Source organism: Comamonas aquatica NBRC 14918 (assembly GCF_000739875.1).
Taxonomy (GTDB): Bacteria; Pseudomonadota; Gammaproteobacteria; order Burkholderiales; family Burkholderiaceae_C; genus Comamonas; species Comamonas aquatica.
This window is the reverse complement of record NZ_BBJR01000058.1, coordinates 1-21,083: the sequence shown is the minus strand read 5'-3', so window position 1 is coordinate 21,083 and position 21,083 is coordinate 1. Positions and strand designations below refer to the sequence as shown.

Below are 21,083 nucleotides of genomic sequence, written 5' to 3'. Positions count from 1 at the left end.
ACGTCAAGGTACAGCGACTGTATCGGCAGCGGCGGTGCTGCGTGGCCACACGATCATGGCATGCAGCCCTGGGCCTGCGCTGCGGGCCGCCAACAGCAGATGGCCGCCATGGCGCTGCGCGATCGTGCGCACGATCGACAAGCCCAGGCCAAAACCGCCCTGCCCGGCATTCGCACCGCGCCGGAAACGCTGCCCCAGCGCCGCGCGTTCGGCCTCCGTCAGACCTGGTCCGCTGTCTTCCACCTGCAGAGACCAGTCATGGGCATCGGCGGTCGCAGACAAGGTGATGCTGCCCTGCACCGGGGTGTAGGCAATCGCGTTGGCCACCAAATTCGACAGGGCCTCGTGCAGCAAGCCGGGATCGCCCACCGCCACCAGCGCGGGTGCTGCCGACGGCTGCAAGCCCAGGTCGATGCGTTTGGCCCGTGCCTGCGGCAACCACTGCAAGGCCACGGCCCGCAGCAGCGCCTGCAGATCCACGGGCACCATCGCCACCGCCGCCGTATCGCTGCGCCCCAAGGCCAGCAGCTGCTGGGCGCTGCGCGTGGCCCGGCCGATCTCGTTGGCCAGCGCGTCCAGCGCCGTGCGCACCTGCCCTGCATCGTCCGTGCGGCGCGCGTAATCCACCTGCATCTGCAAGGTGGTCAGGTGGGTGCGCAGCTGGTGCGATGCATCGTCGAGAAATTCGCGCTGCACGGCGATCAGCTCCTGGCTGCGCCGCATCTGCTGATTGACCGCTGCTACCAGGGGCCGCACATCGGCGGGCAGGTCGCCATCATCGATGTGTGTCAGGTCATTCGCCGAGCGCGACTGCACCTCGCGCGCCAGGCGGGCCAACGGCCGCAAGGCCACCATCAGCACCACGGCCGAGCCACACAGCAGCAGCAGCAAGACCAGGGCATCGTGGCGCATCGCGCCCCGCACGAAACGGTCGCTGAACTCCTGGCGCGAGCGCGTGCTTTCGCCAATCTGCAGCAACACGCTGGCCTGGCTGTGCGCGTCCTGCAGGCCACCCAAGGCGCGGCGGTAGGCGGCGACCCGCAAGGGTTCGCCAAAGTACACGGCGTCATAGAACACGGGGGTTGCCAGATCGGGCGGTTGCGCGGGTTCGGGCAGGTCGGCGCTGCCCAGTTCCACCAGGCCGTCCGATGTCGCCACGCGAAAAAACACCTGGCCACTGGCCGTCAGCTCAAAGAACTCGAACATGCGGTAAGGCAGCTCCACCGACAGCCCGCCCGAGGCCGTGGAGATGTTGGCATCGATGGACTTGAGCGCCCCCAGTAAAGATCGGTCATAGGCCGCATTGGCCGCCGCCAAGGCATCCTGGCGCGTCATCCACAGCTCCAGGCTCACCACCAGCAGCAAGGCCGGCAACAGCCACAGTGCCAGGCGCTGCCACAGGGTGCTGCGCCGCCACCAGCGCTGCAGCCAACGGCCTCCGGTGGACTGTGCCGGGCGCTTAATCCGCTTCCAGCACATAGCCCAGTCCCCGCAGCGTGACGATGCGCACGCCCTTGCCGTCCAGGCGCTTGCGCAGCCGGTAGATGAAGACCTCGACCGCTTCCGGGTGCACATCCTCGTCGTCGGAAAACACGCGCTCCAGAATCTGCGCCTTGGACAGTGGCTCACCGCTGCGCAGGATCAGCACCCGCAGCACGCTCAGCTCGCGGGGCGACAAAGTCAGCACCTGCCCGGCCAGCTGGAACTGCTTGCGGCCACTGTCGTAGATCAGGGGGCCGCAGGCATGGCGCGCATGCTCGCTGCCCCGGGCGCGGCGCACCAAGGCGTGCAACCGTGCCTCCAGCTCCGCCAGGGCGAAGGGCTTGAGCAGGAAATCGTCCGCCCCCGCGTGCAGCGCGGCCACCCGGATGTCCAGCGCATCCTGTGCCGTCAGGATCAATGTGGGCAGCCGCTGGTCACGCGCCCGCAGGCGCTGCAGCACCATGCGGCCATCCATGCTGGGCAGCCCCAGGTCCAGCACCAAGGCGTCGTAATCGCCGTGCTGCAGGGCGCGATCGGCCAGCAGGCCGTTGTCCAGCCAGTCGACCTGGATCCCCGCATGCTCCAGCGCCTTGCTCAGCCAGGTGCCCAGGGCTTGTTCATCTTCAACCAGCAGGATTCGCATAGATGGCAATGCTAATGCCTGGTGGAGCCGCGCACGCGACTGGCCACATCAGCTCGGCTGAATGGCGGCGCGCGCGATCACCTTCTTCCAGCGCACCTGTTCACTGGCGATGAACTGCGTGAACTGCTCCGGCGTTCCGCCAATCGCCTCGGCGGCATCGCCCGTCAAGCGCTTGAGCGCCTCGGGGGCCTTCACCGCCTTCATGGTTTCCGCCGACAGTTTGGCGATCTGTGCATCGCTCAGATTGGACGGCGCCATCATCCCGTACCACTGGGTCATTTCGAAGCCCGGGAACCCCTGTTCGGCCACCGTCGGCACGTCAGGCAACTGGGGCAGGCGCTGGACCGAGCCTGTGGCAATGCAGCGCAGCTTGCCTGCCTTAATAAAGGGAATGACGGCCGCCGCGCCGATGGCCGAAGCCGGCACACGCCCGGACAGCAGGTCGTTGACCATCGGGCCGGTGCCGCGATAGGGCACGTGCAGCATGAAGATTTCGGCCGTCATCTTGAGGTATTCAAACGCCAGATGCCCCGCGCTGCCGTTCCCTGCCGAGCCATAGCTGAGGTTGCCGGGGCGGGCCTTGGCGTACGCGATGAACTCCTTGAGGTTCTTCACCGGCAAGTCCGGATGCACCACGTACAGGCTGGGCACCTTCGCCAGCAAGCTGACCGGCTTGAAGTCCTTGACCGGATCGTAGGGCAGCTTGGGGAAGATGTAGGGATTCACCGCCAAAGTGCCGATATGCCCCAGGACCAGGGTGTGCTGGTCGGTGCTGCGCGCCACCTCCGACATCGCGATATTGCCTGCCGCGCCGGGCTTGTTGTCCACGAACACGCTCTGCCCCAGGGTCTTGGTCAACTCCACCGCCGTGGACCGGGCCACGATCTCCGAGCTTCCGCCGGGCGCAAACGGCACCACAAAACGCACCGAACGGCTGGGCCACGCCTCTTCGGCATGGACGCCAGGCAGCAAGCCGCCCAAGGCCAAGGCACCACCGGCGCGCAGGCAGTCGCGACGTTGCTGGGAAAAGGTATGCAAAGGGGAAATGCTGGAAGGCTGCATGGCGTTGTCTCCAAATATGCTTATAGGAGTTCCATCTTGCCGATGCCGTGCTGTCTGGAAGCTGTCAGTCCCCGCGCGCTTCCAAGTCCCCCCACAAAGCACAACGCCATGCGGTTGCATGGCGTTGGGAGTGTCGTTCCGTTAGCGGAACGGTGCTGCGGCCTGTTCAGGCCCCAGATCAGGATTCACGGCTGGCGCGCTTGCGGTCGTGTTCCTTCAGGTGGCGCTTGCGCACGCGCAGGCTGGTGGGGGTGATTTCCAGCAGCTCGTCGTCTTCGATGAATTCCACACCGTATTCCAGCGACAGGTCGATGGGGGGCGTGATCTTGATCGCGTCTTCCTTGCCGGACACACGGAAGTTGGTCAGCTGCTTGGTACGCGTGGCGTTCACCACCAGGTCGTTGTCGCGGCTGTGGATGCCGATGATCATGCCTTCGTACACGGGGTCGCCGGCCTTGACGAACATGCGGCCACGGTCGTCCAGCTTGCCCAGGGCGTAGGTGAAGATTTCACCGTCGTCCATGGAAATCAGCACGCCGTTCTTGCGGCCACCGATGTCGCCCTTGTGGGGTTCGTAGCTGTCGAAGATGTTGGCAATCAGGCCGGAGCCACGGGTCAGGTTCAGGAATTCGTTGGTGAAACCGATCAGGCCACGCGCAGGAATGCGGTATTCCAGACGCACACGACCGCGTCCATCGGGCTCCATGTTCACCAGCTCGCCCTTGCGCTCGCCCAGGGCTTGCATCACGCCGCCTTGGTGGCCTTCTTCGATGTCGGCTGTCACCAGCTCGATGGGCTCGTGCTTTTCGCCGTTGATCATCTGCATCACCACGCGGGGCTTGGACACGGCCAGCTCGTAGCCTTCGCGGCGCATTTCTTCCAGCAGGATGGTCAGGTGCAGTTCACCACGGCCGGAGACTTCAAAGATACCGTCTTCGTCGGTTTCCTTGACGCGCAGAGCCACGTTGGAGCGCAGTTCCTTTTGCAGACGGTCCCAGATCTGGCGGCTGGTCACGAACTTGCCTTCACGACCTGCCAGGGGCGAGGTGTTCACGCAGAAGTTCATGGTCAGCGTGGGTTCGTCAATCTTCAGCATCGGCAGAGGCTGGGGATTGGCCGTGTCGGTCACGGTTTCGCCGATACCGATGTTTTCAATACCGCTGATCAGCACGATCTCGGAAGGACCGGCTTCGGACGCCTGCACGCGGTCCAGACCCTGGAAGGTGTGCACCTGGTTGATCTTGCCGGTGTAGGGCTTGCCTTCAGGGCCCGCCATCACGGTCACTTGCTGACCGGGCTTGATCGTGCCCTGGGTGATGCGGCCCACGCCGATACGGCCCACGAACGTCGAGTAGTCCAGCGCCGAGATCTGCAGCTGCAGAGGTGCCGCAGCGTCGCCCTTCACGGAAGGCACGTGCTCCAGAATAGTGTCAAACAGGGCGGACATGTCCTCGCCCCACTTGGCGCCGGGTTCGCCCTCTTCCTTGGACGACCAGCCGTTGATGCCCGAGGCGTACACCACGGGGAAGTCCAGCTGCTCGTCGGTGGCACCCAGCTTGTCGAACAGGTCGAACGCGGCGTTGATCACCTTGTCGGGGTTGGCACCCGGCTTGTCCACCTTGTTCACCACCACGATGGGGCGCAGGCCCAGGGCCAGGGCCTTCTTGGTCACGAAGCGCGTCTGGGGCATGGGGCCTTCCTGCGCGTCGATCAGCAGCACCACACCGTCCACCATGGACAGGGCACGTTCCACTTCACCGCCGAAGTCCGCGTGGCCGGGTGTGTCGAGGATGTTGATGTGGGTGTCCTTCCAGGACACGGCACAGTTCTTGGCCAAGATGGTGATGCCGCGCTCACGTTCGATGGCGTGGTTGTCCATCACGGTGTCCACGACTTTTTCGTGCTCGGCGAAAGTACCGGACTGGCGCAGCAGCTGGTCCACCATGGTGGTCTTGCCATGGTCAACGTGCGCAATGATGGCGATGTTGCGGATTTCTTTGCTCATAGGGTTTCCAAATTGCCACGGCACTTATGCGCGCGGCGTGCCTTCCAAAATTTGTTGAATTTCTAGGGGGCTGAGCAGGCGATCGGGTATCAGCTCCCCACTTGTGATGTGCCCCACACCCAGCAAGGCGCGCGGTTCATCTCCGTAAATGGCAACGGCCTCGGCATCGGGCCAATCACCACGGCGACGCAGCCCGGTCAGAAACCGGCCGCTTTCGCGCGCATCGAGCGTGATGCGGGTGTGGGCATGCAGCAGGCAATCTGCCGGCTGCACCACGTGCATGCGCTCTGCTTCGGGCATGGCGATCAAGGCATCCAAAGTGATGCAACGATCGACACCAATGCCGCCCGTATCGGTACGACGCAGCGAACGCAGGTGAGCGCCGCAACCCAGCGCCTCGCCCACGTCCTCTGCCAGCGTACGAATGTATGTGCCTTTGCTGCAGGTCACGGTCAGTTGCAACGCATCCCGACCGTCGGCATCCTGGCACAAAACGATGTCCAGTGCATGAATGGTCACGTCGCGTGCAGGGCGTTCGATTTCAATGCCGGCGCGCGCATATTCATACAGCGCCTTGCCATCCTTCTTCAGTGCGCTGTACATGGGCGGCACTTGCTGGATGGGTCCGGTGAAGCGCGCGCGCACCTGGGCCAGCACCTCGGGGGTGATGGCGGGCAGGTCCACGGCACGCTCACGCAGCACCTCGCCCTCGGCATCGGCCGTGGTCGTGGTCTGTCCCAGGCGGGCGATGGCGATATAGGTCTTGGGCGCGTCCAGCTGCAGTTGGCTAAATTTGGTGGCCGCCCCGAAGCACAGCGGCAGCACGCCGGTGGCCAGGGGGTCCAAAGTTCCAGTGTGGCCGGCCTTTTCGGCACGCAACAACCACTTCACCTTCTGCAAAGCGTCGTTGCTGGAAAGGCCCAGCGGTTTGTCGAGCAGCACCACCCCGTGCACAGGGCGCCGCTGCACCCGTGTGCGAGTGGCAGTCATGCTTACTGGACCTCGTCTTCCGGTCCGCGTGACGCCACAGCCTTGGCAATCAAGGCATTCATGTCGGCGGCCCGCTCGGTCGTGCGGTCGTAGATGAAATGCAAGGTGGGCACGGTGTGGATGTGCAGGCGCTTGAACAAGCCGTTGCGCAGAAAGCCTGCGGCCTGATTGAGCGCAGCCTGCGTCTCATCCGGATCACCGATCAGCAGGCTGAAGTACACCTTGGCGTGCGCATAGTCGGGCGTGACTTCCACGCCTTGCAGGGTGACCATGCCCACGCGCGGGTCCTTCAACTCGCGCGCGATCAGCTCCGCCAGATCACGCTGGATCTGGTCGGAAACTTTGAAGCTGCGATTGGGGGCAGCAGATTTACGTTTGGGTGCCATTAAAAATTATGAGCTTGTAGCGCTAGTCAGATAAGGGTTTGAAAGTCTTTCGACCTTCAAACCCTTTATTCATCAGCGCTGGCAGCTATGGTTTACAGCGTACGCGCGATTTCCTTGATTTCGAACACTTCCAGCACGTCGCCTTCGCGGATGTCGTTGTAGTTGCGCAGCTTGATACCGCACTCGAAGCCTTCCTTGACTTCCTTGACATCGTCCTTCAGACGGCGCAGCGATTCGATTTCGCCCGTGTAGATGACCACGTTGTCGCGCAGCAGGCGGAAGTGCGCGCTGCGGGTGACGTGACCCTGGGTGATGTACGAACCGGCCACGGTACCGATCTTGGAGGCCACGAACACGGTGCGGATCTCGGCCATACCGATGATCTCTTCGCGCTTCTCGGGGGCCAGCATGCCGGACATGGCGGACTTCACCTCATCCACGGCATCGTAGATGATGTTGTAGTAGCGCAGATCCACGTCATTGCCTTCGGCCGTCTTGCGGGCCTGGGCGTCGGCACGGACGTTGAAGCCGATGATGATGGCCTTGGAAGCCAGCGCCAGGTTGACGTCGGATTCGGAAATACCACCCACGCCGGAGTAGACGATCTGCACCTTGACTTCGTCGGTCGACAGCTTGAGCAGCGAGGTCGCCAGTGCTTCCTGCGAGCCTTGCACGTCGGCCTTGATGATCAGCGGCAGGGTCTGTACGTTGCCCGCGGTCATGTCGGAGAACATGTTCTCCAGCTTGGCGGCTTGCTGCTTGGCCAGCTTGGTGTTGCGGAACTTACCGGCACGGTAGGTGGCGATTTCGCGGGCACGGCGCTCGTCGGCCATGACCATGAAGTCGTCGCCGGCCAAAGGCACGTCGGACAGGCCCTGGATTTCCACGGGGATGGAAGGACCGGCCGACTTGGTGTTCTTGCCGTTTTCGTCCAGCATGGCGCGCACGCGGCCATAGGTCTGACCGGCCAGCACCACATCGCCGACATTCAGCGTACCCGACTGCACCAGCACGGTGGCCACGGAGCCGCGGCCCTTGTCCAGCTGGGCTTCGATGACCAGACCCTTGGCGGAAGCGTCCACCGGGGCGCGCAGTTCCAGCACTTCGGCCTGCAGCAGCACCTGCTCCAGCAGTTCGTCGATGCCCATGCCGGTCTTCGACGACACGGCCACGAAGGGCGAATCACCGCCGTACTCTTCGGGCAGCACCTCTTCCACCACCAGCTCTTGCTTGACGCGCTCGGGGTTGGCTTCGGGTTTGTCAGCCTTGGTGATGGCCACCACGATAGGAACACCTGCCGCCTTGGCGTGCTTGATGGCTTCCTTGGTCTGGGGCATCACGCCGTCGTCGGCCGCGCACACCAGAATCACGATGTCGGTGGACTGTGCACCGCGGGCACGCATGGCGGTGAACGCCTCGTGGCCGGGAGTGTCCAGGAAGGTCACGATGCCGCGGGGTGTTTCCACGTGGTAGGCACCGATGTGCTGGGTGATGCCACCGGCTTCGCCCGACGCCACCTTGGAGCGACGGATGTAGTCCAGCAGCGAGGTCTTGCCGTGGTCCACGTGGCCCATCACGGTCACCACAGGGGCGCGTGGCAGCAACTCGCCGGTGTACTTGGACGTGTCCTCTTCGCTGAAGGCTTCCGGAGAATCCAGCGCGGCGATCTTCGCGGTGTGGCCCATTTCTTCCACCACGATCATGGCGGTGTCCTGGTCCAGCGGCTGGTTGATGGTGACCATCTGGCCCATCTTCATCAGCACCTTGATCAGCTCGGACGCCTTCACGGCCATCTTGTGGGCCAATTCGGCCACGGTGATGGTCTCGGGCACAGAAATTTCCAGTGCGCGGAATTCTTGCTGTTGCTGTTGTTGCTGGTCGTTGCGATCGCCACGGCGACCCTTGGGACCACCGCGCCAGTTGGAGCGGCCACCCACACCACCGGAGCTGTCGCCACGGGTCTTGATTTCCTTCTTCTTGCCGGGCGCATCGTTGCTCCAGCTCGAAGACAGCTTGGACGACTTGACTTCCTTGTCCTTGCCGCCGCGCGCTGCACCAGCCGCATCCTTGTCCTTGGCGGCACCAGCCACTGCGGGCTTGGCATCCTTGGACGGCGCGGCCTTCTTGGCATCGGCCACAGGAGCCGCCTTCTTGGGCTCTTCAGGCTTCTTGGCCACCAGCACCTTCTTGGGGGCTGCCATCATGGCGCGGATAGCTTCGGCCTCAGCCAGCGCCTTGCGGCGACGGTCTTCCAGGTCCTTGGCACGTGCCGCTTCTTCAGCCTGGCGCTGGCGCGACTCTTCGTCGGCCTTGGCACGGGCATCGGCTTGCGCCTTGGCACGGGCTTCTGCAAACGCTGCGTTGCCTGCAGCGGCTTCCTTTTGGGCTTCCTTGGCTTGACGCTGCTTGGCAGCCTCAGCTTCGGCATAGGCGCGCGCACGCTCTTCAGCTTCGCGTTCCTTGCGTTCGCGCTCTTCGCGTTCTTGGCGTTCTTTGGCCAATTCCTGTTCCTGTTGATTGATCATCTCTGCCTGCTTGCGCACTTCCTCTTCCCGGCGAACCAGGTCCTGGGTGACTTGCGCAGCTTGTGCAGAGCGGGCGGCTGCTTCGGCAGCCACCTCGGGGGTGTCGTCGCGCTTGATGAAGGTGCGCTTCTTGCGCACTTCCACCTGGATGGTGCGGGCCTTGCCAGTGGCATCGGCCTGCTTGATCTCGCTGGTGGACTTCTTGGTCAGCGTGATCTTCTTCTTGCCATCGGCATCAGAGCCATGGCTGGCCTTCAGGTACGACAGCAGCATCTGCTTGTCCGTATCGGTCAAGGCGTCAGTGCTGGAACTCTTGGCTACTCCGGCGGCCTTCAGTTGTTCCAACAGGGTCTCAGGGGATTTTTTCAGTTCGCTGGCGAACTCTGCAACAGTGTTCAAAGACATACTCCGTTCGATCCTCCCTGACCCTTATTCCTGACCGTCCGTGAACCAATGTTCACGCGCCTTCATGATCAAGGCCTTGGCCTCGTCAGCGGTTTGACCGGTCAATTCGGTCAGTTCATCGATGGCCAAATCGGCCAAATCATCACGTGTCTGCACGCCACCAGCGGCCAGCTTGGCCACCAGCTCAGGTGTCAGACCCTCCAACTCACGCAGGTCCTGGGAGACCTCGCTGACGCTTTCTTCCTGAGCAATTTCCATGGTCAGCAGCGCATCCTTGGCACGGGCACGCAACTCGGTCACGGTTTCCTCATCGAAAGCCTCGATTTCCAGCATCTCGGACAGCGGCACATAGGCCACTTCTTCCAGGCTGCTGAAGCCCTCTTCCACCAGGATGGAAGCCAGCTCTTCGTCCACGTCCAGCTTTTCCATGAACAGCTTGCGTGCGGAATCGGTTTCTTCCGCGTGCTTTTGCGCCGACTCCGCCGCGTCCATGATGTTGATCTTCCAGCCGGTCAGCTCGGAAGCCAGGCGCACGTTCTGACCACCACGGCCGATAGCGATGGCGAGATTCTCCTCATCCACCACCACATCCATCGCATGCTTCTCTTCATCCACAACGATAGAAGAGACATTCGCGGGTGCCAGCGCACCGATCACGAACTGCGCGGGGTCTTCCGACCACAGCACGATGTCCACACGCTCACCGGCCAGTTCGGTCGTCACAGCGTTCACGCGGGTACCACGCACGCCCACGCAGGTGCCGATGGGGTCGACGCGCTTGTCGTGCGAAATGACCGCAATCTTGGCACGGCTGCCGGGATCACGTGCGCAGCTCTTGATTTCCAATAGACCTTGCTCGATTTCTGGCACTTCGTTGCGGAACAGCTCGATCATGAACTCGGGCGCCGAGCGCGACAGCACGATGGGTGCGCCACGCAGGGTCAGGTCCACTTCCATGATCATGGCGCGCACGCGGTCGCCGTTGCGCAGGTTTTCCTTGGGGATCATCTCGCTGCGACGCAGGCGGCCTTCTACACGACCGGATTCGACGATGATGTCGCCCTTGTCCATGCGCTTGACGGTGCCGGTGAAAATCTTCTCGCCGCGAGCCATGAATTCATTGAGCAGCATTTCGCGCTCGGCATCGCGGATCTTCTGCAGGATCACCTGCTTGGCGGTCATCGCACCAATGCGGCCGATGGGCAGCGATTCGATCTGTTCTTCGATGAACTCACCCACCTGGATGCCGGGCACGCGCTCTTCGGCATCCATCAGCATTTCCTCGGCTTCGGGATTTTGCAGGCCGGCATCGTCCGGCACCACCACCCAGCGGCGGAAGGTGTCGTATTCACCGCTTTCGCGGTCGATCGCCACGCGGATGTCCACTTCGCCTTCGTACAGCTTCTTGGTCGCTTGCGCCAAGGCCAGCTCCACTGCGCCAAACACCACATCGCGTTCTACGTTCTTCTCGCGCGAAATGGCTTCAACCAACATCAACAGTTCGCGGTTCATGCGATGACTCTCCTAATTTCAATCTTTCAAGCGGTGGCACCGGACAGGCACCTTCACCTTGTTAGCTAACTGACTTGCCTGTCACGCGGGCTTGGCGCCACGACCCTTGAAGTTCACCACGGGGGCCAGGCGCGCCTCGCGCAATTCATCCAGCGTGAAACCCATGGCCTGCAGGGGCGCGGGCTCACGCTTCTTGCTCACCTTCTGTCCGGGCTTGCGTGGGGGCTCGTCACTCCACACGATCTGCCAGCCACCCGCTTCCGCACGCTCCAGCGTGCCCCGGAACTTCTTGCGATTGGCATTTACCACACCACCGCCGGCCGCACCGATGGCTTCCTTCAGGGTAATGTCGATTTCGGCACCGACGAATCGGACAAAGTCCATTTCATGGCGCAAAGGGCGATCAATGCCGGGCGAAGAAACTTCCAGGCGGTTGTAGTCGACACCATCCACTTCCAGCGCAAATTGCAGTTGGCGCGTGACCTTCTCGCAGTCTTCCACGGTCACAAAGGCCTCGGGCACAGGCTCGACGTCCTCTGCAGGCGCCTGCCAGGGCAGGTCGATGGTGATGCGCAGCAGCCCGCCTGCGGACCGCTCGATCTCCACCAGGTCATAGCCCAGACCCGTCACGGTTTGTTCAACAATTTGCTGTAGTGCCACGTGTTCAGTTCAATCCCGGAAGTACAAAAAACCCGATAACCATCCTGCAATTGCTTGCCGGCGGCTTCGAGCTCCAAATGCAAGCGACCAAAAAAAAAGGGCGGTGAATACCCGCCCGTTTGGTCGTGAATGCCGTATTGTAGCCGCAAAGCATTGATTCGCAATGTCAAGCGTTGCAAATACTAAGAGGATTCAAGCCAGCTGCGCCGCAATGCGGCGCCACAGCGCTGCCGCCTCGGCAGGCAGCCCTGGCGAAGCGGCCTGCGCCTCTTGCAGCGAGGCCAGCAAGCGCTCCAGCACCTTGATTTGCGGCAGCAGCGGCCCCAGAAACATGGGGCGATCCAGGTGTGCGATCAACAGTGTGGGGAAGGTTTCGACGTCGAGCTCACCAACCAACTCCTCCTCATCCTCCACATCCAGCCACACGAAACGCACCTGCGGGAGCTGTTGCTGCATCGCACGAAACTCGACCTCGTACTGGCGGCAGACCCCGCACCACGCCGCGCACAAACACACCACGCTCCACGCCTGCGCGCTGGGCACGGCCACCGACTGTGCCACCTCGACCGGCTTGTCACTGTTCATACCGACTCACTCCCACTGCACCCGGCAGTTTTACTGGATTCACCAGCGCACATGGTAGCGGCCGCCCCGCCTGGGCCCCGGCCACACACCCCAAACGACAAAGCCCCAAGCAGAGCCTGGGGCTTCGGAAGGCAGGCTCGGGCGAATTCCAGCCCGAGCTGCAGCAGCAATCAACCCGAGTGGGCGCGCTTGCCAGGGTTCTTCTTGCTGCGCGTGTGCGAACCACGCTCCAGGCTCAGGCGCTGGCCACGGCCTTGGGCCAGCAGAGTCACGCCGTTGGGAGCAACGGGACGGGGTGTGCGCTTGCGATCAGCTTCGGTAACGATCTTGTTGCCCATGGCAATCTCTCCAGTTGAGGTTTGAGTAAACCCTGCATTTTTCCACACACTGCCATGTTGCGTGGCAGCAAGGCCCAAAAATTTGTCCAGCGGTGGTGCAAACCCTGGAATTTGCTGATTTTTTAAGCACGAATGCCACATCCTTGGTCCACCTGGACACACATTCACGTGCGCGACCTACAACCAGGCCCTCCTTCTGCTACAAATACTCAATGCATCCAGCGCAAGGCCCTCGCCCTGCGTTTGTGTCTTTTGCTACAGGATTTTTGCCCATGTCCTTCTTCGACCGCTCTCGCAAGACCGACCACCCGGACACACTGCACCATGCCGTGCAGCACTTGAAGACCGTGCTGGAGCAACGCCAGCAGGCCTTGTCCAGCCACCTGCCCGCCAAGACCAGCACCGCCGTGTGGTGCGCGATCGGTCTGGCTGCCCTTGCCGGCGGCGCCATCTATGCCGCACGTAATCCCCGCATTCCCGAGGGCGTGCACCCGGTCGAGGGGTTTGACCTGGACCGCTACCTGGGCAAATGGTACGAGCTGGCCCGCATCGAGCACAGTTTCGAAAAAGGCCTGCAGCGCACCCAGGCCGAATACAGCCGCCGCCCGGATGGCAGCGTGCAGGTCATCAACCGCGGCTTCGATGCCCGGCGCGGCGAATGGAAGGTGTCGCACGGCAAGGCCAGGCCCACGATTGCACCCGATGTGGCCGCACTGAAGGTGACGTTCTTCGGCCCGTTCTACGGGGGCTACAACGTCGTGGCCCTGGGCGAAAGCTACCAATGGGCGATGGTGATCGGCTCCAGCCCGGAACATTGCTGGATCCTGTCGCGCACCCCGACCTTGCCCGACGGGGTGGAAAGCCGCCTGGTGCGCCAGGCCGAGCGCCTGGGCGTGGATACGCAAAAACTGGTGTGGGTGCACCAGGATGGCGTCAACCCCACGGGTAGCTATTCCTAAAAAATGAGCGCATGGCGCACGCTGAATCAGGCATTAAGAGACTTATCTGCGCAAAATCATTGATGGGCGCGCGGCAGATGCTCTGAAACTTAGAAGCGCTCCACGCTGCCGACCATAAAAAAACGGTGCCATGCACCGTTTTTTTATGGCTGACGACAGGCCTGGCTCGCAGCCCTCCAGCCATTGACTACACCAGCCACGGCCATGGCCGTGGCGAGGCTCAGTTGTTCAGGATCAGCTGCAGGATCACCCCCGAGCCGATGGCCACCAGAAGGTAGTCCCCGCCGTACTGCATCCAGTGGTAGCCGCGTGGGGGTTGGCGCAGACCATGCCCGCGCCAGTCGGCCACCACGTAGTGCGAGGTGCGGTACTGCGCCGGCACGCGGCTGCCCTTGACCCATTGGTGGTTGGGCCCGGCGCCCATGCGCTTGGCCTGCCCGGGCGGCATGCCGTGGGGATGGCCGGGGTGGGCAGGCTGCGCCTGCATGTGCGGCCCCTTCTGGTGCTTGGGCCCGGAGCCCTTGCCGCCGTGCCCGTGGCGTTGCTGGGGCCCATCGGGGCCTTGGCCCTGCCCTTGGCCGTGGCGTGGCTGCGCTACCGCGGCGACGCTGCCCAGGCCCATCACCAGGGCCATGGCCCACACGCTTGCTTTCGGGATCTGCATAAGCTGCCTTTCTTTGTGAAGATGCATGCCGCCATCCTAGGCATGCCACGCCCGCCGACTGCCAGTCAGCGGGCACAAACCCAGGCGCCCGCCGCCGACACGGCGCCTCCGCCAAGTGCTTGGCAACGTGCAGGAGCACGCCTACAAGGTGGCCTGCACCAGCTGGCGGGTGTAGGGGTGCTGCGGACGCAGCAGCACCTCGTCGACCGGACCGGCCTCGACCACCTCGCCGCTGTGCATGACCATCACCTCGTGCGCCATGGCGCGGATCACGTCCATGTCGTGGGTGATGAGCACATAGCTCAGGCCCAGCTCACGCTGCAGGCGCTGCAGCAGGCCCAGCACCTGCTTCTGGATGGTCACGTCGAGCGCGCTGGTCGGCTCGTCCAGCACCAGCACCTTGGGCCGCAGGATCAACGCGCGCGCCACAGCCAGGCGTTGGCGCTGGCCGCCAGAAAACTCGTGCGGATAGCGCTGCAGCAGGCCGGGGAACTGCTGCTCGCTCAGCCCCACGCTCAGCAGCACGGACAGCACCTGTTCGCGCCGCCCGGCTTCGCTGATGTCCGGGGCGTGCACGCGCAGCCCCTCGCCGACGATCTCTTCCACCGTCATGCGTGGTGACAGCGAGGAAAACGGGTCCTGGAACACCACCTGCACCTGGCGGCGCAGCGCCTGGTTGGCCGCGGTGTTGCGCATGGCCGGCTGCTGCCAGCTGTGGCCCGTGATCTGCAGCACCCCCTGGCTGGGCAGCAGACCCAGGATGGCCTGCGCCAGCGTGGACTTGCCCGAGCCGGATTCGCCCACCACGCCCAGGGTCTGCCCCTCGCGCAGGCAGACATCGGCGCCCTGCACCGCCACAAACTCGCCCTTGCGGAACCAGCCGCGGATGCCGGGCAGCGGCACCGGGTAGGCCACGCGCAGGCCTGTGGCCTGCACCACCGGCTTGGCATCCGGATGGGGCGGCTGCACTTCGCGCACCGGCTGGCTGTGCAGCAGCTTGTGGGTGTAGGGGTGCTGCGGTTGCTCAAACAGCTGGGCCACCGGGCCCTGCTCCACCAGCATGCCCTGCTCCATGACGGCGGCGCGGTCGGCAAAGCGGCGCACCAGGTGCAGGTCGTGCGTGATCAGCACGATCGCCATGCCGGTCTGGCGCTGCAGGTCGCCCAGCAGCTCCAGGATCTGCGTGCGCAGCGTCACGTCCAGCGCCGTGGTGGGCTCGTCGGCCAGCAGCAGCTTGGGCTGCGAGGCCAGGGCCATGGCGATCATGGCGCGCTGGCGCTGGCCGCCGCTGAGCTGGTGCGGATAGGCCTGGGCGCGGCGCTGCGGATCGGGGATGCCGGTGGTGGCCAGCAGCTCCACCGACTGCGCCCAGGCCTGGACCTGGCTCAGCCCCTGCTTGAGCTGCAGCACCTCGGCCACCTGCGCGCCCACGGGCATCAGCGGGTTGAGCGCCGTCATCGGCTCCTGGAAGATCATGGCCACGTCGCTGCCCCGCACGGCGCGCGTCTGGCGCTCCGGCAATGTGAGCAGGTCACGCCCGTTCAGCAAGGCCTGGCCGCTGATCTGTGCATCACCGGCCAGGCGCAGCAAACTGAGCGCTGTGATGGTCTTGCCCGAGCCGGACTCGCCCACCAGAGCCAGCTTCTCGCCCGCCTGCACCTCGAAGCTCACGCCCTGCACCACCTGTTTGTGGCCAAAGCGCACCTTCAGGTCCTGCACAGACAACAAGGGCGACGGGGATGTTACTGCGTGCACCATCATGCACCCTCCTTGGCATCCGTCACCTGGGCCTTGCGCGGGTCCAGCGCATCACGCAGCGCATCGCCCATGAAGGTCAGCAGCAGCAAGGTGGTGACCAGCACGGCAAAGGTGCTCAGCGAGATCCACCACGCGTCGATGCTGTTCTTGCCCTGGCTCAGCAGCTCACCCAGGCTGGGGGTGCCCGGTGGCACGCCCAGGCCCAGGAAGTCCAGCGAGGTCAACGCCAGGATGGCCGCGCTCATGCGGAACGGCAGGAAGGTGACCACCGGCGTCAGACTGTTGGGCAGGATATGGCGCCAGATGATCTGCCCGTTGGGCACGCCCAGGGCGCGCGCGGCCTTGACGTAGTCGAGCTGGCGGTTGCGCAGGAATTCGGCGCGCACATAGTCCGACAGCCCCATCCAGCCAAACAGACTCAAAAGAATGAGCAGCAGGCTGATGCTGGGCGCCAGCACGGCGCTGAAGATGATGAGCAGATACAGCTCGGGCATGGAGCCCCAGATCTCGATGAAGCGCTGGAAGGCCAGGTCGGTCTTGCCGCCGAAAAAGCCCTGGATGGCCCCGGTCACCACACCCAGCACCACGCCCACGGCCGTCAGCGCCAGCGCAAACAGCACGCTGACGCGAAAGCCGTAGATCAGCTGCGCCAACAGGTCACGCCCGCGATCGTCCGTCCCCAGCCAGTTGGCGGCCGATGGCGGCGCGGGGTTGGGGGCTTCGGCAAAGTAGTTGATCGTGCCCGCGCCATAGCGGTTGGGGGGAAACAGCGCCCAGTTGCTGCCGGTGCGCAGTTGCTGCTGGATGAAGGGGTCCAGGTAGTCGGTCGGCGTCTCGAAGTCGCCGCCGAACACCGTCTCGGGATAGTCCTTGAGCAGGGGAAAATAGGTCTGCCCCTCATAGCGCACCAGCAGCGGCTTGTCATTGCTGACCAGCTCGGCGCACAGGCTCAGCAGCAGCAGCACGCCAAAGATCACCAGGCTGTAAAAGCCCAGCGGGTTGCGCTTGAAGCGCTGCCAGGCGCGCCGGCTGGGCGACACCGGAGCGGCCGGCAGCAATGCTGGCGCTTGCAGAGAAGTAGCTGCTTGCGCAGACTGGGTGGGCGCTAGAGCCATATTTCAATCAAATTTCACACGGGGATCGACCCAGACGTAGCACAGGTCGCTGATCAGCTTGGTCACCAGGCCGATCAAGGTGAACAGGTAGAGCGAGCCCAGCACCACCGGATAGTCGCGGCGGATCACGCTCTCATAACTGAGCAGACCCAGCCCGTCGAGCGAGAACAGGGTCTCGATCAGCAGCGAGCCGGCGAAGAAGGCCCCGATGAAGGCCGCCGGAAAGCCGGTGATGATGGGAATCAGCGCATTGCGCAGCACATGCTTCCACAGCACCTGGCGCTCGGACAGGCCCTTGGCCCTGGCCGTCAGCACGTACTGCTTGCGGATTTCCTCGAGGAAGGCGTTCTTGGTCAGCATGGCCGTCACGGCAAAGCTGCCCGCCACCATGGCCGTGACCGGCAGCGCGATGTGCCACAGGTAGTCCACCACCTTGCCCAGCAGCGTCAACTCGTCCCAGTTGGCCGACGTCAGCCCGCGCAGCGGGAACCATTGCAGCTGCCCGCCAAAAATCACCAGCAAGGCCACGCCCAGCACAAAGCCCGGGATGGCATAGCCCACCAGGATCAGCAGCGTGGTCACCAGATCGAAGCGCGAGCCGGCGCGCACCGCCTTGGCGATGCCCAGGGGCACGGCCACCAGGTAGCTGATGAAGAAGGTCCATAGCCCCAGGCTGATGGACACCGGCAGCTTCTCGGCAATCAACGTCCACACCGGTTTGTTCTGGAAGAAGCTCTGGCCCAGGTCGAAGCGCGCGAACTGGCCCAGCATCTGCACAAACCGTTCGTGCGCGGGCTTGTCAAAGCCATACAAGGCCTTGATCTGCTCGATGCGCTGCGGGTCCACCCCCTGCGCGCCACGGTAGGCCATGCCACCGCCTTCGGCGCTGCCGCCCAGGCCGGCCTTGGCCTCGGCCAGGTACTGCTCGACCGGCCCGCCGGGCACAAACTGGATCACCACGAAGGTGAGCAACAGCACGCCCAGCAGCGTCGGGACCATCAGCAAGATGCGTTTGAGGATATAGGCCAGCATGGCTCAGGAGCCCTCCTGCGCCAGCACCGCCGGGGCGGTCTGCGCGTTCAAGGGCGGCATGCGCGCCCACCAGGTGTCCATCACCCAGCCTTCGCCATTCGAGTACGGCGGGATGATGCTCGGGTGCGCCAGGCGCCAGGCGTTGTAGGCCATGCGGTGCGTGTTGGCCGACCACTGCGGGATCAGGTAATGGCCGTGGGCAATCGCCCGCTCCAGCGCATGGCAAGCAGGCAGGAGCTGCTCTTGTGTCTTGGCCGACACCATGGCCCGGATGAAGGCATCGACCGCCGGGCTTTTCACACCGGGGAAATTGCCCGAATCCTCCTGGTCCGCCGCCGCGCTGCCGAACAGGTCGGCAAACTCCTGGCCCGGGTTGTTCGTGCCCTGGTAGGCGATGGAGGTGATGTCGAAGTCGAACTTCTGCAGGCGCTGCTGGTACAGCGCAAAGTCCACCGACCGGTACTGCAGCGTGATGCCCAGCTTCTGCAGATTGCGCTGCCAGGGGGCCACGGTGCGCTGCCCGCCCTCGCCGCTGTCCATGTACTCCAGCACCATGGCCTGGCCTTCGCCGTTGCGCAGCACACCACCCTGCACCGTCCAGCCGGCAGCAGCCAGCAGGCCCTGGGCTTTGCGCAGGTTGGCGCGCAGGCTGCCGTCGCCATCGGTGCGCGGCGGCACGGTCATGGGGCCGAACGCAGCAGGCGGCAAGTCCTTGCCGAAGGGCTGCATCAGCGCCAGCTCCTGCGTGCCTGGCAGGCCACTGGTCTGGCACACGGTATTGCCAAAGATGCCGTTAACGCGCTGGTAGGCGCCGTAGAACATCTGGCGGTTCATCCATTCATAGTCCAGGGCCAGGCCCAGTGCCTCGCGCACGCGCACGTCCTGCAGCAGCGGGCGGCGGGTGTTGAGCACATAGCTCTGGAACCCCGTGGGCTGCTTGTGCGTGAACTCGCCCTTGACCAGCTCGCCGGTGTTGAATTTGCGCCCCGTCACGCGGCGCGCCCAGTCGCCGGCGCTGAAAAAGCGCATCAGGTCAAACTCGCCCGCTTTCAGCGCTTCCAGCCGGGCGGTGTTGTCCTTGTAGATCTTGACGCTGATGCGGTCGAAGTTGGCCGAGCCGCGGCGCACCGGCAAATCCCTGGCCCAGTATTGGGCATCGCGCACATAGGTGATGTCCTTGCCGAAGTTCACGGGGCCGATCCTGTAAGGCCCGCTGCCGATCGGCTGCTCCATCACCACCTCGTTGAAGGGCTTGCCCCCCCCCCAGTCGCGGCTGAAGATGGGCAGGCCACCAACGCGCAGTGGCAGCTCGCGGTTGGGGGCCTTGAAGACAAAGCGTACGGTGCGCTCGTTCACCACCTCGCAGGCCACCACCTCGGCCAGCATGGTCTTGTAGGCCGGTGAGGTGTGCGGCCCCACCAGGGTGTCGAAGCTGTGCTTCACATCCTGCGCCAGCACCGGCTTGCCGTTGTGAAAGCGCGCCTCGCGGCGCAGGCGGAAGCTGGCCGACAGGCCATCGGCCGCCACCTGCACGTCCTCGGCCAACAGGCCATAGCCGGTGGCGGTTTCATCCATGCTGCCAGCCAGCAGGGTGTCGAACAGCAGGTCCGACAGGTAGGCGGGCGCACTGCCTTTGATGGTGAAGGGATTGTACTTATCGAACGTGGACGTGCGCAGGTTGCTGACCAGCCGCAGCTCGCCGCCCTTAGGGGCCTGCGGGTTGACATAGTCAAAGTGCGCAAAACCCTGGGGGTACTTCGGCTGGCCCCACAAGGCATAGGCATGGTCGGCCCAAGCCGGGGCAACCACAGAGGCTCCTGCGAGCAAGCAACAGAACTTCCAAAAGCGCATGCGACAATTCTGCACCACGGCGGCCCTCCCACCCGGCTTTTTCAACAAGGCCAACGCAGGGAGTGGCCTTCACTGAATTTCCTCTAGGAGAAGAACAATGGGTTTTCTGACCGGCAAGAAGCTGCTGATCACGGGCGTGCTGTCCAACCGTTCCATCGCTTACGGCATCGCCAAGGCCTGCCACGAGCAAGGCGCCGAACTGGCCTTCAGCTATGTGGGGGAGCGCTTCAAGGACCGCATCACCGAATTCGCCGCCGAATTCAATTCCACGCTGATTTTCGACTGCGACGTCTCGGATGACGCACAGATTGAAGCCATGTTCAAGGGCCTGGGCGACGCCTGGGGCAAGTTCGACGGTTTCGTGCACTCCATCGGTTTCGCCCCCCGCGAAGCGATTGCCGGCAACTTCCTGGACGGCCTGAGCCGCGAGTCCTTCAAGATCGCCCACGACATCAGCGCCTACAGTTTCCCCGCGATGGCCAAGGCCGCCCTGCCTTACCTGAACGACAAGTCCTCGCTGCTGACCCTGTCGTACCTGGGTGCCCTGCGCTCCATCCCCAACTACAACACCATGGGGCTGGCCAAGGCGTCCCTGGAAGCCTCCGTGCGCTACCTGGCCGAGGCCGTGGGCCGCACCGCCGACGGCCGCGCGATCCGCGCCAACGGCATTTCCGCCGGCCCCATCAAGACCCTGGCCGCCTCGGGCATCAAGGACTTCGGCAAGCTGCTGGGCCGCGTGGCCGATGCCGCGCCCCTGCGCCGCAACGTCACGATTGAAGACGTGGGCAATGTCGCCGCCTTCCTGCTGTCCGACCTGGCCTCGGGCGTGACCGCCGAGATCACCTACGTGGACGGCGGCTTCAGCCAGACTGCCGGTCTGTCGGCCGACCAGGTGTAAGCCTACCCGCGCGTCACACCCCACCCCGCAGGTCGCAAGGCCTGCGGGGTTTTTTCATGCCCGGCACCGCCCATTCACCGGCAATTTGCATTGACATTTGATAATGAGAATAATTCTCATGCATTGCAAATCAGTGCTTGACTGACACCCGCAGGGGATGCTCCGTCGCACCCTGTGCCCAACCGACCGCCTGCGCCCTGGCCTATGAAACAT

18 protein-coding genes are annotated in these 21,083 nt (G+C 63.8%); 2 read left to right on the top strand and 16 right to left on the bottom strand.

Annotated elements, in window-relative coordinates:
* Positions 1–3: 3 nt before the first annotated feature.
* The 11 genes from CA2_RS13680 to CA2_RS18300 all read right to left on the bottom strand — a co-directional run bounded on the left by CA2_RS13680 (position 4) and on the right by CA2_RS18300 (position 12,593).
* Positions 4–1,479, bottom strand: a complete 1,476-nt coding sequence (locus CA2_RS13680; RefSeq protein ID WP_042418346.1) for a sensor histidine kinase — start codon at positions 1,477–1,479, stop codon at positions 4–6.
* The gene (locus CA2_RS13675) at positions 1,460–2,125 is read right to left on the bottom strand and encodes a response regulator (protein ID WP_042418343.1); all 666 of its coding nucleotides are present in this window, start codon (positions 2,123–2,125) and stop codon (positions 1,460–1,462) included. Before CA2_RS13675 ends, CA2_RS13680 begins: the two co-directional genes overlap by 20 nt.
* 48 nt (positions 2,126–2,173) lie before the next feature.
* Entirely contained in the window at positions 2,174–3,187 is a 1,014-nt protein-coding gene (locus CA2_RS13670) for a Bug family tripartite tricarboxylate transporter substrate binding protein (RefSeq protein WP_042418340.1), read from the bottom strand.
* 178 nt (positions 3,188–3,365) lie between these two features.
* On the bottom strand, positions 3,366–5,192 hold the full coding sequence (gene typA, locus CA2_RS13665; protein WP_042418337.1) for a translational GTPase TypA: 1,827 nt from the start codon (positions 5,190–5,192) through the stop codon (positions 3,366–3,368).
* A 24-nt stretch (positions 5,193–5,216) separates the two neighbouring features.
* Positions 5,217–6,182, bottom strand: coding sequence for a tRNA pseudouridine(55) synthase TruB (gene truB / locus CA2_RS13660; protein ID WP_042418334.1), 966 nt, complete (start codon positions 6,180–6,182; stop codon positions 5,217–5,219).
* A gap of 2 nt (positions 6,183–6,184) precedes the next feature.
* Positions 6,185–6,568: a 30S ribosome-binding factor RbfA gene (gene rbfA, locus CA2_RS13655; protein ID WP_042418332.1), complete on the bottom strand. Its 384-nt coding sequence runs from the start codon at positions 6,566–6,568 to the stop codon at positions 6,185–6,187.
* A 92-nt stretch (positions 6,569–6,660) separates the two neighbouring features.
* Positions 6,661–9,498 carry a translation initiation factor IF-2 gene (infB, locus tag CA2_RS13650; RefSeq protein WP_042418329.1) on the bottom strand — a complete coding sequence of 946 codons (2,838 nt, stop codon included), beginning with the start codon at positions 9,496–9,498 and terminating at the stop codon, positions 6,661–6,663.
* Between the two features lie 24 nt (positions 9,499–9,522).
* Complete coding sequence (gene nusA, locus CA2_RS13645) at positions 9,523–11,010, bottom strand: transcription termination factor NusA (RefSeq protein ID WP_042418326.1); 1,488 nt, start codon at positions 11,008–11,010, stop codon at positions 9,523–9,525.
* Positions 11,011–11,091: 81 nt separating this feature from the next.
* Complete coding sequence (gene rimP, locus CA2_RS13640; protein WP_042418323.1) at positions 11,092–11,670, bottom strand: ribosome maturation factor RimP; 579 nt, start codon at positions 11,668–11,670, stop codon at positions 11,092–11,094.
* Between the two features lie 192 nt (positions 11,671–11,862).
* Entirely contained in the window at positions 11,863–12,255 is a 393-nt protein-coding gene (locus CA2_RS13635; RefSeq protein WP_042418320.1) for a thioredoxin family protein, read from the bottom strand.
* A 170-nt stretch (positions 12,256–12,425) separates the two neighbouring features.
* Positions 12,426–12,593 (bottom strand): hypothetical protein, encoded by a 168-nt coding sequence (locus CA2_RS18300; protein ID WP_162858917.1) that lies wholly within the window; start codon positions 12,591–12,593, stop codon positions 12,426–12,428.
* A 272-nt stretch (positions 12,594–12,865) separates the two neighbouring features.
* Between CA2_RS18300 and CA2_RS13630 the strand changes: the two genes are divergently transcribed.
* On the top strand, positions 12,866–13,552 hold the full coding sequence (locus tag CA2_RS13630; protein ID WP_081889014.1) for a lipocalin family protein: 687 nt from the start codon (positions 12,866–12,868) through the stop codon (positions 13,550–13,552).
* 220 nt (positions 13,553–13,772) lie between these two features.
* Here CA2_RS13630 and CA2_RS13625 read toward each other — a convergent pair whose 3' ends face one another.
* The 5 genes from CA2_RS13625 to CA2_RS13605 form a co-directional block, all read right to left on the bottom strand.
* Complete coding sequence (locus CA2_RS13625; protein ID WP_042418317.1) at positions 13,773–14,216, bottom strand: RcnB family protein; 444 nt, start codon at positions 14,214–14,216, stop codon at positions 13,773–13,775.
* Between the two features lie 141 nt (positions 14,217–14,357).
* Complete coding sequence (locus CA2_RS13620; RefSeq protein WP_042418314.1) at positions 14,358–15,977, bottom strand: ABC transporter ATP-binding protein; 1,620 nt, start codon at positions 15,975–15,977, stop codon at positions 14,358–14,360.
* The gene (locus CA2_RS13615; protein ID WP_042418311.1) at positions 15,974–17,089 is read right to left on the bottom strand and encodes an ABC transporter permease; all 1,116 of its coding nucleotides are present in this window, start codon (positions 17,087–17,089) and stop codon (positions 15,974–15,976) included. Before CA2_RS13615 ends, CA2_RS13620 begins: the two co-directional genes overlap by 4 nt.
* A 3-nt stretch (positions 17,090–17,092) precedes the next feature.
* The gene (locus CA2_RS13610; protein WP_042418308.1) at positions 17,093–18,121 is read right to left on the bottom strand and encodes a microcin C ABC transporter permease YejB; all 1,029 of its coding nucleotides are present in this window, start codon (positions 18,119–18,121) and stop codon (positions 17,093–17,095) included.
* Between the two features lie 3 nt (positions 18,122–18,124).
* On the bottom strand, positions 18,125–19,972 hold the full coding sequence (locus CA2_RS13605; RefSeq protein WP_042418306.1) for an extracellular solute-binding protein: 1,848 nt from the start codon (positions 19,970–19,972) through the stop codon (positions 18,125–18,127).
* 97 nt (positions 19,973–20,069) lie between these two features.
* Between CA2_RS13605 and fabI the strand changes: the two genes are divergently transcribed.
* Positions 20,070–20,870: an enoyl-ACP reductase FabI gene (gene fabI / locus CA2_RS13600; protein WP_042418303.1), complete on the top strand. Its 801-nt coding sequence runs from the start codon at positions 20,070–20,072 to the stop codon at positions 20,868–20,870.
* Positions 20,871–21,083: the final 213 nt, after the last annotated feature.